Here is a 15900-nt window from a genome sequence, read left to right on the forward strand (position 1 = left end):
ACCCACTACAGTTGACAAAGAGCCCAAAAAAACGCCTGCTTACGAAAAATAACAGTATTACCTTTCGTAAACAAGCGTTACATGCTTATTTATTCCCATTTTTATGATGAGTGTTCCCGCTAGGCGTATGCCCAGCGGTAGACCAGAGCTAGACTAAGAAAAGCTAAGCTATTCCATCATCATAACACTCAACAAAATTGATAAAAATTAAACAAGTTCGATGATTGCCATTGGGGCAGCATCGCCACGACGTGGTTCTGTTTTAAGGATACGAGTGTATCCACCGTTACGTTCAGCATAACGAGGTGCGATTTCTGAGAAAAGTTTTTGAAGAGCAGTTGTTGATGTATATTTATCAGTTGCTTCATCATAGCTTTCAGATGCAATTTCGTTACGTACAAATGCAGCTGCTTGACGACGTGCGTGCAAATCACCACGTTTACCAAGAGTGATCATTTTTTCAACTGTTTTACGGATTTCTTTAGCACGTGCTTCAGTTGTAACGATTGCTTCGTTAATGATAAGATCTGTAGTCAAATCACGAAGAACCGCTTTACGCTGTGAGCTTGTGCGTCCAAGTTTACGGTAAGCCATGTTATCCTCCTATATTATTATTTATCGTTTTTGAGTCCAAGTCCAAGATCAGCCAACTTAACTTTGACTTCTTCAAGAGATTTACGACCTAGGTTACGGACTTTCATCATTTCAGGCTCAGTTTTTTCTGTCAAATCATGAACGGTATTAATACCGGCACGTTTCAAACAGTTATATGAGCGTACAGACAAATCAAGTTCTTCGATGGTACGGTCAAGCACCTTTTCATCGTTCACTTTTTCAGTTTCTTTCATTACATCAGTAGCTTTAGCAACATCAGTAAGGTCAGTAAACAAGTTCAAGTGTTCAATCAAAACGCGAGCCGAGAGACCGAGGGCATCTTCAGGGATGATTGTTCCGTTTGTCATGATTTCGATTGTCAATTTATCAAAACCATCGTTGCTACCTACACGGGCAGGTTCAACTTGATAATTGACTTTTTTCACTGGTGTGTAGATTGAATCTACAGCCAATGTTCCCACTGGTGCATCATCCTTCTTGTTTTCATCTGCTGGAACATAACCACGGTTTGTAGCTACTGTCATAGTCGCTTTCAAAGAAGCTCCTTCAGCGATAGTGAAAAGATAATGATCAGGGTTAACAATTTCAATGTCGCTATCAGTCAAGATATCTCCAGCAGTAACTTCAGCTGGACCTTGAACATCAAGTTCAATTGTTTTTTCGTCTTCGACGTAAGATTTTACAGCAAGTCCTTTAATATTAAGGATGATTTGCATCACGTCTTCACGGACGCCTGGTACGGTATCAAATTCGTGGAGTACTCCATCAATCTTAATTGATGTTACGGCAGCACCTGGAAGTGATGACAAAAGTACACGACGAAGAGAGTTACCCAAAGTTGTACCATAACCACGTTCTAGTGGTTCGATGACAAATTTGCCGTAATCTTTATTTTCATCAATTTTTGTTATTATTGGTTTTTCAAACTCAATCATTTATTATACTCCCTCGAAACGAACCTTGTGTACTATTGTTATTAAAGATTACACACGACGACGTTTTGGAGGACGACAACCATTATGTGGTACAGGTGTTACATCACGGATTGCTGTTACTTCAAGACCTGCAGCAGCAAGAGCACGGATAGCAGACTCACGACCTGAACCAGGACCTTTAACAGTTACTTCAACTGTTTTAAGACCATGTTCTTGTGCAGATTTAGCAGCAGCTTCTGAAGCCATTTGTGCAGCAAATGGTGTAGATTTACGAGAACCTTTGAAACCAAGAGCACCAGCTGATGACCATGCTACAGCGTTACCATGCACATCTGTAATCATAACAATAGTGTTATTGAAAGTAGCGTGAATGTGAGCAATACCAGATTCGATATTCTTTTTCACACGACGTTTACGTGTTGGTTTAGCCAATGTTTTTACCTCCTATTTTATTTTAATTATTTTTTCTTACCTGCAATCGCAACAGCTTTACCTTTACGAGTGCGGGCATTGTTTTTAGTGTTTTGTCCACGGACAGGAAGTCCACGACGGTGACGGATACCACGGTATGAACCGATTTCCATCAAACGTTTGATGTTAAGGTTAACTTCACGACGAAGGTCACCTTCAACTTTGATTGCATCCACTTCGCGACGGATAGCGTCTTCTTGATCGTTTGTCAAATCTTTAACGCGGATGTCTTCAGAAACGCCTGCAGCAGCCAAGATTTTCTTAGATGTTGCAAGTCCGATACCGTATACGTAAGTAAGTGAAATTACTACACGTTTATCGTTTGGAATGTCAACTCCAGCAATACGAGCCATGATTTCTCCTTTCTATATTATCCTTGACGTTGTTTGTGTTTTGGATTTGTTGGACAAATTACCATAACACGACCGTTACGACGAATAACTTTACAGTATTCGCAAATTGGTTTAACCGATGGTCTTACCTTCATGTTTTAATCCCTCCAATTATTTCGATTATTTAAAGCGGTATGTGATGCGTCCACGTGTCAAATCATAAGGACTCATTTCAACAGTCACACGGTCACCGACCAAAATACGAATGTAGTTTTTACGGATTTTACCAGAAACTGTCGCCAAAATTTGGTGTCCATTTTCCAATTCAACAGTAAACATAGCATTAGGCATAGTTTCTACAACTTTACCTTCAATTTCAATCACGTCTTCTTTTGCCACGCAAAAGTACCCCCTAAAATTTCGATTTGATTTCCTCTGAGCACAGAGGTAACAATTATAAGTCAGACTAAAGTATTATAACATGCTTAAGTCTGATACGCAAGTAAGATTATATAATTATTTAATTGCTGCAATCGCTTTTTTAACATCAGCGAATACATCATCGATATCTTGGTTACCTTGAATATCTGATACAAGACCAAGCTCACGATAATGTGCAATAATTGGCTCACCTTGAGCAATGTTTACGTCAAGACGACGTTTAACAGTTTCAGGTTTGTCATCTTCACGTTGGAAGAATTCATGTTCGCCACAAACATCACATGTTCCTTCAACCTTAGTTGGGTTGAATACTTTATGATATGTTGCACCACATGAGCGACAAATGAAACGACCTGAAAGACGTTCAACCAAACTCTCTGGATTAACTTCAATATTGATTACACCGTCAAGTTTAATACCAAGTGCTTTCAATGTTTCATCCAATGCATGAGCTTGCTCAATAGTACGTGGATAACCATCTAGCAAGAAACCTTTTTCAGCAATATCAGATTCAGCCAAACGCTCTTTAACGATTCCGTTTGTCACTTCATCTGGTACCAATTCACCTTTATCGATGAATGATTTTGCCAAAGTTCCCATTTCTGTTTGGTTAGCCATAGCAGCACGGAACATATCACCAGTTGAGATGTGAGCTACACCAAATTCTTCAACAATTTTTGCAGCTTGAGTCCCTTTACCAGCACCTGGTAGACCCATAATTAAAAGATTCATCTTACGAACTCCTTATTTTTGTTTTCAAATAACTCTATCAAAGTTTAAAAACATTGGTAGAGTTATCAAAAAACAAAAGAGAAGGGACAGAAAGTAACCTTTCTTTCCCTCTCAATTGTTCATGAGAAGACTTAGTCTTCAAGATTCATAAATCCAACGTACTGACGTTTCAATAGGTAACCTTCGAGTTGTTTCATACCTTCGATACCAGTTGAAATCAAGATCAAGAGAGATGTACCACCAAGCGCGATTGAGCTTGTAAGGTGCATAAACTGTTGAGCCGCAATTGGAGCCAATGAAATAAACGCGAGAAATACAGCCCCGATTGTTGCCAATCTCTTAAGCAATGAAGACATATACTTTTCAGTCTCACGACCTGGACGAACACTAGGAATGTAAGACCCATTCTTTTGAAGATTTTCTGCAGTTTTTTCAGGATTTACTTGGACAAATGTGTAGAAGAATGAGAACAAGATAATCAATATTGCGTAAGTAATCATTCCACTAGGCGTATTATACGAGAGTAGTCCTTGTAAGTGTGATAACCATGTAACCTTCGAGAAGAATGGAAGAATAGTACTAGGAATTGTTGTAATCGAGCTAGCAAAGATAACGGGAATAACACCAGCTGGATTAACTTTCAATGGAAGGTAAGAACTCGTTGGAGCCCCTTGAACCAATTTAGTATATTGAATTGGAATTTGATATTCTGCCTGTTGAACAAATGTCGTAAAGAAGACAATCGCCAAACCTACCACAATTAGCAAAGCAACTATGATATATGAACGAGTCAATTCTCCTGAACGAACGTTGACAAAGAAATCCTCGTAAATTGTTGAGAACATTTTTGGAATAGAAGCAATGATCCCTGAAAAGATAATCATTGACACACCATTACCAAAACCTTTATCTGTGATTTGTTCACCAAGCCATGTCACAATTATGCTACCAGCAGTTAGAATTGTCCCAATCAATAGGTAGGTTGAAACATTTGGTGTTTTAACCAATGAAATTGATGAGAGAGTATTAAAACTTGCTGTAATACCAATCGATTGAACAAAGGCTAAAACAAGAGTGATGTAGCGAGTCGCTTGGTTCAATTTACGACGACCAACTTCCCCTTGTTTGCCCCACTCTACAAATTTTGGATAAATATCCATCTGCAAAAGTTGGACAATGATTGATGCTGTAATGTAAGGACTAACCCCCATCGAGAAGATAGAGAAGTTATTCATGGCATTACCAGACACCAAGTTAAGCATGTTCAAGAAAGGTAAATCACTTAATTGTTTCAAACTTTCCGCATTGATACCAGGAACTGTTACATGAGTCCCTACACGAAAAACGAAAATAATGAAGATTGTAAATAAAATCTTATTACGAACGTTTTTGACTTTCAATGCGTCTTTTAATAGTTTAAAGAACATAATGAGTTACCCCTCATTAGATGACTTCGATTGAACCACCTTTAGCAGTGATAGCTGCTTCAGCAGATTTTGAGAATTTAGCTGCTTTAACAGTCAATTTCTTAGTCAATTCGCCGTTACCAAGAACTTTAACGCCTGATTTTTCAGCACGAACGATTCCAGCTTCTTTAAGAACTGCTGGAGTTACTTCTGTACCATCTTCAAAGACGTTCAATTGATCAAGGTTTACAAGTACGTATTCTTTAGCGTTGATGTTAGTGAATCCACGTTTTGGAAGACGACGGAACAATGGAGTTTGTCCACCTTCAAATCCTGGACGTACGCCACCACCGCTACGAGCTTTTTGACCTTTTTGACCACGGCCTGAAGTTTTACCGTTACCAGATGAAGTACCACGACCTACACGGTTACGGACTTTACGAGAACCTTCAGCAGGTTTCAATTCATGAAGTTTCATTATTATTTTCTCCTCTTTTTGTAAAATGCTAGCGCCTCTAACCAAGTAAGGTAGCTTAATTAGAAACTCGCCTATACATGAAATTCAGTTTAAGTCGCAAGGAAACCCTCACGACTTAAATCAATTTTTATTTAACGTCTTCTACAGTTACCAAGTGAGATACTGCGTTGACCATACCACGGATAGCAGCGTTGTCTTCTTTAACAACTGAGCTATTCAATTTACCAAGTCCAAGAGCAACAACTGTTTTACGTTGTTCTGGTTTGCGTCCGATTGGAGACTTAGTCAAAGTAATTTTAATTTGAGCCATTGTTATCTCCTTTCTTATGCCAAGTCAGATACTGAGATGCCACGAAGAGCCGCAACTTCTTCAGCACGTTTAAGTTGTTTCAATCCTTCAACAGTCGCACGAACGATGTTGATTGGAGTGTTTGAACCGAGTGATTTAGATGTTACATCAGCAACACCAGCCAATTCGATGACGGCACGAACTGCACCACCAGCGGCAACCCCAGCCCCTTCAACAGCTGGTTTCAACAATACTTTCGCTCCACCAAATTCTGAACGAACTTCGTGAGGAATAGTTGTACCAACCATAGGAACTTCGATAAGGTTTTTCTTAGCTGCTTCAACTGCTTTACGGATAGCTTCTGGAACCTCTTGAGATTTACCAGTACCAAATCCTACGCGACCATTACGGTCACCAACAACAACAAGAGCAGCAAAACGCATGTTGCGTCCACCTTTTACAACTTTAGTAACACGGTTGATAGCAACTACGCGTTCTTCAAGTTCTACTGCATTATCTTTAAATGCCATTATTAAGTGTCCTCCCTATTAGAATTTCAATCCGTTTTCACGAGCTGAGTCAGCCAAAGCTTTAACACGTCCGTGATAGAGATATCCACCGCGGTCAAACACCACTTCAGAAATACCTTTAGCTACTGCGCGTTCAGCAACAAGTTTACCGACAACAACGGCTTGTTCTGTTTTAGTTCCTTTAGAAACTTCTTTATCAAGAGTTGATGCACTTGCGAGCGTTACACCCGCTACGTCATCAATAACTTGAGCGTAGATGCCTGTATTAGAACGGAAAATGTTCAAACGTGGGCGATCAGCAGTTCCAGAGAGTTTTCCGCGAACGCGACGGTGGCGTTTTTGGCGGAGTTTGTTTTTATCTGGTTTCGAAATCACAATTTTCACCTCTTAATTATAATGCTTGCTCATGAGAGCTTTTGGTAAAGAGACAATCCAAAAAGAATTGCCACAAGGATAAAATCCTATTATTTACCAGTTTTACCTTCTTTACGACGTACGTATTCACCAACGTAACGGATACCTTTACCTTTGTAAGGTTCTGGTGAACGAAGGCTACGGATGTAAGCAGCTGTTTGACCAACAACTTCTTTGTTAATACCACTTACAACGATTGAAGTTGCAGATGGTACTTCAAAAGTAATACCTTCTGGAGCTTCAACTTCGTCTTGGTGAGATTTACCAACTGAAAGAACAAGTTTTGTTCCTTGGAGTTGCGCACGGTATCCGACACCGCGCATTTCAAGTTCTTTTTTGAAACCTTCAGAAACACCAACAACCATGTTGTTCAAGTTTGCACGTGAAGTACCGTGGATTGTTTTGTTTTCTTTTGAGTCGTTTGGACGGTGAAGTGTAACTTCATTGCCTTCAACTTTGATTTCAATGTTTTTGTTAAACTCACGAGTGAGTTCGCCTTTAGGTCCTTTAACAGTAACAACGTTATCGTTGTTTGTTACTTCAACACCAGCAGGCAAAGTAATAACTTTATTACCAATACGTGACATAGTATTTAATTCTCCTGTTAGATTATCAAGCCACAAAGTGACTAGTTTTCACGGGGATGAGTCTCATCGAATATAATCAACGAAACTCGCACAAATCATTTGAGATAAGTGCTTAGTATCAGCTTCTTACCAAACGTAAGCGATAACTTCTCCACCAACGTTCTTTTGACGAGCTTCTTTGTCAGTCAAAAGACCTTCTGAAGTAGAGATGATCGCGATTCCAAGTCCGTTAAGAACTTTAGGAACATCTTCACGTTTAGAGTAAACACGAAGACCTGGTTTTGAGATACGTTTCAAGTTAGTGATAACACGTTCACCGTTTTGTCCGTATTTCAAGAATACGCGGATGATACCTTGTTTGTCATCTTCGATAACTTCAACGTTTTTTACGAAACCTTCACGTTTAAGGATTTCAGCAATACCTTTTTTAATGTTTGATGCAGGTACTTCAAGTACTTCGTGTTTAGCTTGGTTAGCGTTACGAATACGTGTCAAGAAATCTGCAATTGGGTCAGTCATAACCATTTTATATTTTCTCCTCTTACTAGTAGTTTGAATAATTCACTTGCTAGTTAATGATTGAGCTAGGCTCAGATTGTGTTTAATACATTCAAATTAGATAAACCAACTTGAATACATCATATTTTTACCAAGAAGCTTTGGTAACACCTGGAATTTGACCTTTGTAAGCCAATTCACGGAAGCAAACACGGCAAAGTTTAAATTTGCGATAAACTGAGTGTGGACGTCCACAACGTTCGCAACGAGTGTAAGCTTGCGTAGAGAACTTCGCAGGGCGTTTGTTCTTAGCAATCATTGATTTTTTAGCCAATTTATTTACCTCCTAGATTATTTTGCAAAAGGCATTCCAAGGCCTTTAAGCAATTCACGACCTTCTTCGTCAGTGTTAGCAGTAGTTACGATAACGATATCCATACCACGTACTTTATCAACATCGTCGAAGTTGATTTCTGGGAAGATAAGTTGTTCTTTAACACCAAGTGTGTAGTTACCACGTCCATCAAATGATTTAGTTGGAACACCATGGAAGTCACGAACACGTGGAAGTGATACTGATACCAATTTATCCAAGAATTCGTACATGCGTTCACCACGAAGGGTAACTTTAGCACCGATCGCTACACCTTCACGAAGACGGAAGCCAGCGATTGATTTCTTAGCTTTAGTAATCAATGGTTTTTGACCTGAAATAAGTGCCAACTCAGCAGCAGCTTTTTCAAGAGTTTTAGCGTTGTTTACAGCTTCACCAACACCCATGTTGATAACGATTTTATCAACTTTTGGCACAGCCATAACTGAAGAATAGTTAAATTTTTCAGTCAAAGCTGGAATTACTTCGTTAGTGTATTTTTCTTTAAGACGGTTAGCCATTTAATACTTTCTCCTTTCCTTCGTGATTAGTCAAGCACTTCGCCTGATTTTTTGTTGTAACGAACTTTTTGCCGTCAACAACTTTGTAACCTACACGTCCAGCTACACCGTTCTTGTCAAGAACTTGAACGTTTGAAGCGTGGATTGGTGCTTCTTTTTCCACGATAGCACCTTGAGGGTTTTCAGCTGATGGTTTTTGGTGTTTTTTGATGATTGCAACACCTTCAACAACAACTTTGTTTACTTTTGGAAGAGCTTTAAGAACTACTGCTTCAGTTCCTTTGTCTTTACCAGCAATAACGCGAACTTTATCGCCTTTTTTTACAAACATTTGAGTATTTCTCCTATTATTTCTTACGCCCTAATGGGCACCCTGAACATATCAGGGGACTAAGTTTGTGTTAATTCAGATTAAAGTACTTCTGGCGCCAAAGATACGATACGCATGTATCCACCTTCACGCAATTCACGTGCAACAGGGCCAAAGATACGAGTTCCACGAGGAGTTTTGTCATCGCGGATGATTACTGCAGCGTTGTCATCAAACTTGATGTATGAACCGTCTGGACGGCGAGCACCAGTTTTTGTACGAACGATAACAGCTTTAACAACATCACCTTTTTTAACAGCTCCACCTGGTGTAGCTTGTTTAACAGTTGCAACGATAACGTCGCCGATGTTAGCGAATTTACGTCCTGAACCACCAAGAACTTTGATAGTCAAGATTTCACGAGCACCGCTATTATCAGCAACTTTTAAGCGACTTTCTTGTTGAATCATTTCAATTGTCTCCTTTTAGTTTTATTAGATAATAACAGCTTCTTCCACAACTTCTACAAGACGGAAGCGTTTTGTAGCTGAAAGTGGGCGAGTTTCCATGATACGAACGATATCGCCTTCTTTAGCAACGTTGTTTTCATCATGTGCTTTATATTTTTTAGAATAGTTGATACGTTTACCATAGACTGGGTGGTTACGTTTAGTTTCAACTACAACTGTGATTGTTTTATCCATCTTGTCAGATACTACGCGTCCAACAAGGGTTTTACGTTGATTACGTTCCATTATTAGAATTGCTCCTTTCCCAATCTATTATTTGATTTCAGATTGCACAGTTTTAACACGTGCAATTTGTTTTTTCACTTCGTTCAAACGGGCAGTTTGATCAAGTTGACCTGCTGCAGCTTGGAAACGAAGGTCGAAAAGTTCTTTCTTAAGTTCGTTTTCTTTTTTAGCAAGCTCTTCTTGAGACAAGCCACGAAGCTCAGCAACAAACTTTTTGATTTCTTCAAGTTTCATGTCTTCTCCTTATTCTGCTTCACGTTTCACGAATTTACATTTAACTGGCAATTTGTGGCTAGCAAGACGAAGCGCTTCACGTGCAACTTCTTCAGAAACACCTGCGATTTCGAACATTACTTTACCACGTTTAACTGGTGCTACCCAACCTTCAGGTGCCCCTTTACCAGAACCCATACGTACACCGATAGCTTTAGCAGTGTATGATTTGTGTGGGAAGATCTTGATCCAAACCTTACCACCACGTTTCATGTAACGAGTCATGGCAATACGAGCAGCCTCGATTTGACGGTTTGTGATCCAGTGGCTAGTTGTAGCTTGAAGACCGTATTCACCGAATGATACTTCTTTACCACCTTTAGCCTCACCGCGCATTTTTCCACGGAATTCACGACGGTGTTTAACACGTTTAGGTACTAACATTTGTTATTTGCCTCCTTTAGTGTTTTTACGAGCTGGAAGAACTTCTCCACGGTAGATCCAAACTTTAACACCAAGTTTACCGTAAGTTGTGTCAGCTTCTTCCCAAGCGTAATCGATATCAGCGCGAAGTGTGTGAAGCGGAACTGTACCTTCAGAGTATCCTTCTGCACGGGCGATATCTGCACCGTTCAAACGACCTGATACTTGAGTTTTGATTCCTTTAGCTCCAGCACGCATTGCACGTTGGATAGCTTGTTTTTGTGCACGACGGAAAGCAACACGTTGCTCAAGTTGGCGAGCAATTGTTTCACCAACAAGGTGAGCGTCCAAATCAGGTTTCTTGATTTCAACGATGTTGATGTGTACTTGTTTTCCAGTCAATTTGTTAAGTTGAGCGCGAAGTGCGTCAACGTTTGATCCACCTTTACCGATAACCATACCTGGTTTAGCAGTGTGAAGTGAAACAATAACTTTGTTTACAGCACGTTCGATTTCAATAGTTGAAACTGAAGCGTCTGCAAGTTCTTTTTGAATGAATTTGCGGATTGCCAAATCTTCGTGAAGGTAATCTGCGTATTCTTTTTCAGCATACCATTTCGCATCCCAGTCACGGATGATCCCGACACGCATACCAATTGGATGTACTTTTTGACCCACGAGTTTACCTCCTTATTTTTCTGACACAACTACTGTTACGTGAGTTGTGCGTTTGTTGATTGGTGAAGCTGAACCTTTCGCACGTGGACGGAAACGTTTCATTGTTGGTCCTTCGTTTGCGAATGTTTCAGATACTACCAAGTTAGCTTTTTCCAAACCAAAGTTGTTTTCTGCGTTAGCGATAGCAGAGTTAAGAGTTTTCTCAACAATGCGTGCTGCTTTGTTTGGAGTGAATTTCAAGATTGCGATTGCATCAGCAACGTTCTTACCACGGATAAGATCAAGAACAAGACGTGTTTTACGAGGTGAAACACGCACTGTACGAGCCATTGCTTTAGCTGAAGTAATTTCTGCCATTGTGTCCTCCTCCTATTAACGACGTGTTTTCTTATCGTCAGCTGCGTGACCTTTGTAAGTACGAGTTGGTGCAAATTCACCAAGTTTGTGACCTACCATGTCTTCTTGGATGTAAACAGGAACGTGTTTACGTCCATCATAAACTGCGATAGTGTATCCGATGAAACTTGGGAAAATCGTTGAACGACGTGACCAAGTTTTAATTACTTTTTTCTTTTCGTCATTTGCTTGAGCTTCAACTTTTTTCATCAAATGCTCATCGACGAAAGGTCCTTTTTTAAGACTACGTCCCATTTTGTAGTTTTCTCCTTTAAATTGAATGTACCACAGCGGCTTGCACTAAGAAGTGCTACCGAGTTGGCGGATGTTATGTGCTAAGCGACTAAATTATTTTTCGTTACGACGACGAACGATAAGTTTGTCAGATTTAGCTTTCTTGTTACGAGTTTTAAGACCAAGCGCAGGTTTACCCCATGGAGTAGATGGCGCTTTACGTCCAACTGGTGCTTTACCTTCACCACCACCGTGTGGGTGATCGTTAGGGTTCATTACAGAACCACGAACTGTTGGGCGAATACCTTTCCAGCGATTACGGCCGGCTTTACCAAGGTTGATAAGTGATTGTTGTTCGTTACCTACAGTACCGATAGTTGCACGACATGTACCAAGAACCATACGAACTTCGCCTGATTGAAGACGAACAAGTACGTATTTACCTTCTTGACCCAAAACTTGAGCAGAAGCACCAGCGGCACGGATAAGTTCAGCACCTTTACCTGGTTGAAGCTCAATGTTGTGGATAACTGTACCAACTGGGATGTTTGCAAGTGGAAGAGCGTTACCAATCTTGATATCCGCATCTGGACCTGAAACGATACGTTGACCTACTTCAAGACCTTTAGGTGCGATGATGTAAGCTTTAACCCCGTCAGTGTAGTGTACGAGAGCGATGTTTGCAGTACGGTTTGGATCATACTCAATTGTTTTAACAACTGCTTCAACGCCATCTTTGTTACGTTTGAAGTCAATCAAACGGTAGTGACGTTTGTGCCCGCCACCTTGGTGACGTACAGTGATACGACCGTTGTTGTTACGACCAGCTTTGTTCTTAAGAGAAACAAGCAATGATTTTTCAGGAGTGCTTGTAGTGATTTCTGCGAAATCCAAAGAAGTCATGTTACGACGGCCATTTGTCGTTGGTTTATAAACTTTAATACCCACGTTAATTTCTCCTTTGATTATTCAGCTTCAGCTGCAAACAACTCGATTGCTTTAGAATCAGCTGTAAGAGTGATGATAGCTTTTTTAGTTTTTGAAGTGAAACCAGTGTAACGTCCAACACGTTTTTGTTTTGGTTTAACAGTTACAGTGTTCACGCTAGCAACTTTAACACCTTCAAATGCAGCTTCAACTGCTTGTTTGATCAAGAGTTTGTGTGCACGTGTATCAACTTCGAAAGTGTATTTTCCTGCTTCAAGAGCAATCATAGATTTCTCAGTGATAACAGGTTTTTTGATTACGTCATACAAATTCATTATGCAAGAACCTCCTCGATTGATGAGATAGCTTCTTTAGTAACAAGAAGTTTATCTGCGTTTACGATGTCAAGTACACTTGCAGTTGCAGGAGTTGCAACAGTTACGTTTGCAAGGTTACGTGCTGAAAGTTCAGCGAATTTGTTTCCTTCTTCAACGATAACAAGTACTTTAGAATCGATGCTAAGAGCTGAAAGAACGTTTGCGAATTCAGCAGTTTTTGGAGCTGCAAATGAAAGAGCTTCAACTGCTACAAATTTATCTTCTGCAACTTTAGCTGAGTAAACAGATTTCAATGCAAGGCGACGAACTTTTTGTGGAAGTTTGTATCCGTAAGAACGTGGAGTTGGTCCGAAGACAACACCACCACCACGCCATTGTGGTGAGCGGATAGAACCTTGACGAGCACGTCCAGTTCCTTTTTGACGCCATGGTTTACGTCCACCACCTGATACTGCTGAACGGTTTTTAACCGCGTGAGTACCTTGGCGAAGGCTAGCACGTTGGCTGATTACGACATCAAATACTACTGATTCGTTTGGTTCGATACCGAAGATAGCGTCGTTAAGTTCAACTGTGCTAACTTCTTTACCAGTTTGGTCAAATAGTTTTACGTTTGCCATTTTTAACTGATTTCTCCTTTCTTATTATTTAGCAGCTTTAACTGCTGATTTGATAGTGATAAGAGATTTCTTAGCACCTGGTACGTTACCTTTGATAAGGATAACGTTTTTCTCTGGGATAACTTGTACAACTTCAAGGTTTTGAATTGTCACACGGTTGCCACCCATACGTCCTGCCAAGTGTTTGTTTTTGAAAACACGGTTAGGCGCAACAGGTCCCATTGAACCTGGACGACGGTGGTAACGAGAACCGTGAGCCATAGGTCCGCGTGATTGACCGTGGCGTTTGATAACACCTTGGAAACCTTTACCTTTTGAAGTACCAGTTACGTCAACAACATCTCCAGCTTCGAATGTGTCAACAGTGATTTCTGATCCAACTTCCAAGCCTTCAATGTTTTTGAATTCACGAATGAAGCGCTTAGGAGCTGTGTTAGCTTTCGCTACGTGGCCTTTGGCAGGTTTGTTGCTCAATACTTCGCGTTTGTCGTCAAAGCCAACTTGAACTGCTTCGTAACCGTCTGTTTCAACAGTCTTAACTTGAAGCACAACATTTGGAGTAGCTTCGATGACAGTAACAGGGATAAATTCACCTGCTTCAGTGAAGATTTGAGTCATTCCCACTTTTTTCCCTAAGATTCCTTTTGTCATGAGAAAATATTTCCTTTACTTTATTGTTTTTTCAAAAAGTTTTTTATGAGCGTTTTTTATGCTCAAAAAAGTTTTTAACGAGCGTTTTTTATGCTCAATGAATCAAGCTTTTAATTAAAGTTTGATTTCTACGTTCACACCACTTGGAAGATCAAGTTTCATCAAAGCGTCAACTGTTTTTTGAGTTGGGTTGATGATGTCAATAAGACGTTTGTGTGTACGCATTTCAAATTGTTCGCGAGAATCTTTATATTTGTGAGTCGCACGAATAATTGTGTAGAGACTACGTTCAGTTGGAAGTGGAACTGGCCCAGCAACTGTCGCACCTGTGCGAGTTGCAGTTTCTACGATTTTTTCAGCCGCTGTATCAAGCGTACGGTGTTCGTAAGCTTTCAAACGGATACGAATTTTTTTGTTTGCCATTTTTTCTCCTCTTTCGTCTATTTAAGATAATAGGCTAGCTCCTCAAGAAAACCAACACGGATTGCGTGGCAGTGCAACCAGGCGTGTCGCAACCTCTTGTATCATAGCTAAGCGCTGTATTTACAGCACCATAATATAATAACAAAAGAACCTACTCATTGCAAGGGATTTTTAAAGTTTTTTTCTTTTTCTTTTTTGACTAAACAAAAAATCCACCTTAGATGGATTTTTTATCAACTTTCTTGAGTGTAGTCGTACCCCATGTGTTCATAGGCTTTAACCGTTGCAACGCGTCCTGTACGTGTACGCATAATGAATCCTTTTTGAATTAGGTAGGGTTCATACATATCTTCTACCGTTTCTCGCTCTTCAGCAATATTAACCGACAAGGTACCTAGACCAACCGGTCCCCCACCATACATTTCAATCATAGTTCGAAGAATTTTTTGATCGACATAATCTAGTCCTTCATGGTCCACATCCAACATAGTCAACGCCTTGTCTGCAATCTTATCATCAATGATGCCATCACCCATGATTTGTGCATAGTCTCTCACGCGCTTAAGTAGGCGGTTAGCAATACGAGGCGTCCCACGGCTACGACGTGCTAGCTCTAGAGCAGCTTCAGGTGTTATAGTCATGTCAAAGATTTCTGAAGTACGTTCAATAATTTCCTTCAAATCTGGTAGCTCATAATATTCCATATGACCATTAATCCCAAAGCGAGCCCTCAATGGATTTGACAACATACCTGCTCGAGTAGTTGCACCTACTAATGTGAACGGTGGTAACTCTAGATGGACACTACGACTTGTTTCGCCTGCACCAATCATGATATCGATGTAGTAATCTTCCATAGCACTATAAAGAACTTCTTCAACTGCCATAGGCATCCGGTGAATCTCATCAATAAATAAGATATCACCTGGCTCCAAGTCATTGAGTATAGCAACTAAATCACCAGCCTTTTCAATTGCTGGCCCAGACGTCTGCTTTAAATTGACGCCCATCTCATTAGCTATCACAAAAGCCATAGTTGTTTTCCCCAAACCTGGAGGACCAAACAAAAGAGTATGATCTAGGGCTTCATCACGAAGTTTAGCTGCCTCTATAAAAATCTTTAATTGGTCTTTAACCTTATCTTGACCAATGTATTCCTTAAAGTACTGTGGACGGAGGGTACGCTCAACATACTCTTCATCTCCTAGTAAATCATTATCTAATATTCTTGCCATAGGCTTATTTTAGCACAAAACAAAAAATGCAGTCAAAATTTGTCCCTTGAATATACAATATAAGTGCACAATAAA

At 40.1% G+C, this 15900-nt stretch carries 29 protein-coding genes and 1 pseudogene; all 30 read right to left on the reverse strand.

Annotated features, from left to right (window positions below; genetic code table 11):
* Positions 1-207: 207 nt before the first annotated feature.
* Positions 208-594: a 50S ribosomal protein L17 gene (gene rplQ, locus HMPREF2877_RS05275; RefSeq protein ID WP_002885709.1), complete on the reverse strand. Its 387-nt coding sequence runs from the start codon at positions 592-594 to the stop codon at positions 208-210.
* Between the two features lie 17 nt (positions 595-611).
* Positions 612-1550, reverse strand: a complete 939-nt coding sequence (locus tag HMPREF2877_RS05280; protein ID WP_002887046.1) for a DNA-directed RNA polymerase subunit alpha — start codon at positions 1548-1550, stop codon at positions 612-614.
* 48 nt (positions 1551-1598) lie between these two features.
* On the reverse strand, positions 1599-1982 hold the full coding sequence (gene rpsK, locus HMPREF2877_RS05285; protein ID WP_002885718.1) for a 30S ribosomal protein S11: 384 nt from the start codon (positions 1980-1982) through the stop codon (positions 1599-1601).
* 26 nt (positions 1983-2008) lie between these two features.
* Positions 2009-2374 carry a 30S ribosomal protein S13 gene (rpsM, locus tag HMPREF2877_RS05290; RefSeq protein WP_002885820.1) on the reverse strand — a complete coding sequence of 122 codons (366 nt, stop codon included), beginning with the start codon at positions 2372-2374 and terminating at the stop codon, positions 2009-2011.
* A gap of 17 nt (positions 2375-2391) precedes the next feature.
* Positions 2392-2508, reverse strand: a complete 117-nt coding sequence (gene rpmJ, locus HMPREF2877_RS10650) for a 50S ribosomal protein L36 (RefSeq protein ID WP_000868345.1) — start codon at positions 2506-2508, stop codon at positions 2392-2394.
* A 25-nt stretch (positions 2509-2533) separates the two neighbouring features.
* On the reverse strand, positions 2534-2752 hold the full coding sequence (infA, locus tag HMPREF2877_RS05295; protein ID WP_001040189.1) for a translation initiation factor IF-1: 219 nt from the start codon (positions 2750-2752) through the stop codon (positions 2534-2536).
* A 117-nt stretch (positions 2753-2869) separates the two neighbouring features.
* Complete coding sequence (locus tag HMPREF2877_RS05300; protein ID WP_002885632.1) at positions 2870-3526, reverse strand: adenylate kinase; 657 nt, start codon at positions 3524-3526, stop codon at positions 2870-2872.
* A gap of 131 nt (positions 3527-3657) precedes the next feature.
* Positions 3658-4953, reverse strand: a complete 1296-nt coding sequence (gene secY / locus HMPREF2877_RS05305) for a preprotein translocase subunit SecY (RefSeq protein ID WP_002892081.1) — start codon at positions 4951-4953, stop codon at positions 3658-3660.
* Between the two features lie 16 nt (positions 4954-4969).
* Positions 4970-5410 carry a 50S ribosomal protein L15 gene (rplO, locus tag HMPREF2877_RS05310; protein WP_045769365.1) on the reverse strand — a complete coding sequence of 147 codons (441 nt, stop codon included), beginning with the start codon at positions 5408-5410 and terminating at the stop codon, positions 4970-4972.
* 127 nt (positions 5411-5537) lie between these two features.
* Positions 5538-5720, reverse strand: coding sequence for a 50S ribosomal protein L30 (rpmD, locus tag HMPREF2877_RS05315; protein WP_002885773.1), 183 nt, complete (start codon positions 5718-5720; stop codon positions 5538-5540).
* Positions 5721-5734: 14 nt separating this feature from the next.
* On the reverse strand, positions 5735-6229 hold the full coding sequence (rpsE, locus tag HMPREF2877_RS05320; RefSeq protein WP_002885626.1) for a 30S ribosomal protein S5: 495 nt from the start codon (positions 6227-6229) through the stop codon (positions 5735-5737).
* 18 nt (positions 6230-6247) lie between these two features.
* Entirely contained in the window at positions 6248-6604 is a 357-nt protein-coding gene (rplR, locus tag HMPREF2877_RS05325) for a 50S ribosomal protein L18 (protein ID WP_002885810.1), read from the reverse strand.
* An 89-nt stretch (positions 6605-6693) separates the two neighbouring features.
* A complete protein-coding gene (gene rplF, locus HMPREF2877_RS05330; RefSeq protein ID WP_002887056.1) occupies positions 6694-7230 on the reverse strand; it encodes a 50S ribosomal protein L6 in 537 nt (178 codons plus the stop codon).
* A 126-nt stretch (positions 7231-7356) separates the two neighbouring features.
* Positions 7357-7755, reverse strand: coding sequence for a 30S ribosomal protein S8 (gene rpsH / locus HMPREF2877_RS05335; RefSeq protein WP_002885642.1), 399 nt, complete (start codon positions 7753-7755; stop codon positions 7357-7359).
* Between the two features lie 121 nt (positions 7756-7876).
* Positions 7877-8062 (reverse strand): type Z 30S ribosomal protein S14, encoded by a 186-nt coding sequence (locus tag HMPREF2877_RS05340; RefSeq protein WP_001085699.1) that lies wholly within the window; start codon positions 8060-8062, stop codon positions 7877-7879.
* 17 nt (positions 8063-8079) lie between these two features.
* Positions 8080-8622, reverse strand: a complete 543-nt coding sequence (gene rplE / locus HMPREF2877_RS05345; RefSeq protein ID WP_002887058.1) for a 50S ribosomal protein L5 — start codon at positions 8620-8622, stop codon at positions 8080-8082.
* A 26-nt stretch (positions 8623-8648) separates the two neighbouring features.
* Positions 8649-8953, reverse strand: a pseudogene (gene rplX / locus HMPREF2877_RS05350) (50S ribosomal protein L24).
* A gap of 80 nt (positions 8954-9033) precedes the next feature.
* The gene (gene rplN, locus HMPREF2877_RS05355; protein WP_002885711.1) at positions 9034-9402 is read right to left on the reverse strand and encodes a 50S ribosomal protein L14; all 369 of its coding nucleotides are present in this window, start codon (positions 9400-9402) and stop codon (positions 9034-9036) included.
* A gap of 24 nt (positions 9403-9426) precedes the next feature.
* A complete protein-coding gene (gene rpsQ, locus HMPREF2877_RS05360) occupies positions 9427-9687 on the reverse strand; it encodes a 30S ribosomal protein S17 (RefSeq protein ID WP_002885836.1) in 261 nt (86 codons plus the stop codon).
* A 27-nt stretch (positions 9688-9714) separates the two neighbouring features.
* The gene (rpmC, locus tag HMPREF2877_RS05365) at positions 9715-9921 is read right to left on the reverse strand and encodes a 50S ribosomal protein L29 (protein WP_002885754.1); all 207 of its coding nucleotides are present in this window, start codon (positions 9919-9921) and stop codon (positions 9715-9717) included.
* A gap of 9 nt (positions 9922-9930) precedes the next feature.
* The gene (gene rplP, locus HMPREF2877_RS05370; RefSeq protein WP_000960950.1) at positions 9931-10344 is read right to left on the reverse strand and encodes a 50S ribosomal protein L16; all 414 of its coding nucleotides are present in this window, start codon (positions 10342-10344) and stop codon (positions 9931-9933) included.
* A 3-nt stretch (positions 10345-10347) separates the two neighbouring features.
* Positions 10348-11001 carry a 30S ribosomal protein S3 gene (gene rpsC, locus HMPREF2877_RS05375; protein ID WP_002885727.1) on the reverse strand — a complete coding sequence of 218 codons (654 nt, stop codon included), beginning with the start codon at positions 10999-11001 and terminating at the stop codon, positions 10348-10350.
* A 12-nt stretch (positions 11002-11013) separates the two neighbouring features.
* On the reverse strand, positions 11014-11358 hold the full coding sequence (gene rplV / locus HMPREF2877_RS05380) for a 50S ribosomal protein L22 (protein WP_002887063.1): 345 nt from the start codon (positions 11356-11358) through the stop codon (positions 11014-11016).
* Positions 11359-11373: 15 nt separating this feature from the next.
* Positions 11374-11652 (reverse strand): 30S ribosomal protein S19, encoded by a 279-nt coding sequence (gene rpsS, locus HMPREF2877_RS05385; RefSeq protein WP_000533765.1) that lies wholly within the window; start codon positions 11650-11652, stop codon positions 11374-11376.
* Between the two features lie 93 nt (positions 11653-11745).
* Positions 11746-12579, reverse strand: coding sequence for a 50S ribosomal protein L2 (gene rplB / locus HMPREF2877_RS05390; protein WP_002887065.1), 834 nt, complete (start codon positions 12577-12579; stop codon positions 11746-11748).
* A gap of 17 nt (positions 12580-12596) precedes the next feature.
* Entirely contained in the window at positions 12597-12893 is a 297-nt protein-coding gene (locus HMPREF2877_RS05395) for a 50S ribosomal protein L23 (RefSeq protein WP_002887066.1), read from the reverse strand.
* Entirely contained in the window at positions 12893-13516 is a 624-nt protein-coding gene (gene rplD / locus HMPREF2877_RS05400; RefSeq protein ID WP_002885795.1) for a 50S ribosomal protein L4, read from the reverse strand. The genes HMPREF2877_RS05395 and rplD overlap by 1 nt, the downstream gene beginning before the upstream one ends.
* Before the next feature lie 24 nt (positions 13517-13540).
* The gene (gene rplC, locus HMPREF2877_RS05405) at positions 13541-14167 is read right to left on the reverse strand and encodes a 50S ribosomal protein L3 (RefSeq protein WP_002885755.1); all 627 of its coding nucleotides are present in this window, start codon (positions 14165-14167) and stop codon (positions 13541-13543) included.
* Between the two features lie 114 nt (positions 14168-14281).
* On the reverse strand, positions 14282-14590 hold the full coding sequence (rpsJ, locus tag HMPREF2877_RS05410; protein ID WP_002885653.1) for a 30S ribosomal protein S10: 309 nt from the start codon (positions 14588-14590) through the stop codon (positions 14282-14284).
* Positions 14591-14823: 233 nt separating this feature from the next.
* Positions 14824-15825 (reverse strand): Holliday junction branch migration DNA helicase RuvB, encoded by a 1002-nt coding sequence (gene ruvB, locus HMPREF2877_RS05415; protein WP_002887068.1) that lies wholly within the window; start codon positions 15823-15825, stop codon positions 14824-14826.
* Positions 15826-15900 lie beyond the last annotated feature (75 nt).

Origin of the sequence: Streptococcus sp. HMSC072D03, assembly GCF_001812855.1 — a bacterium.
GTDB classification, from domain to species: Bacteria; Bacillota; Bacilli; order Lactobacillales; family Streptococcaceae; genus Streptococcus; species Streptococcus salivarius_D.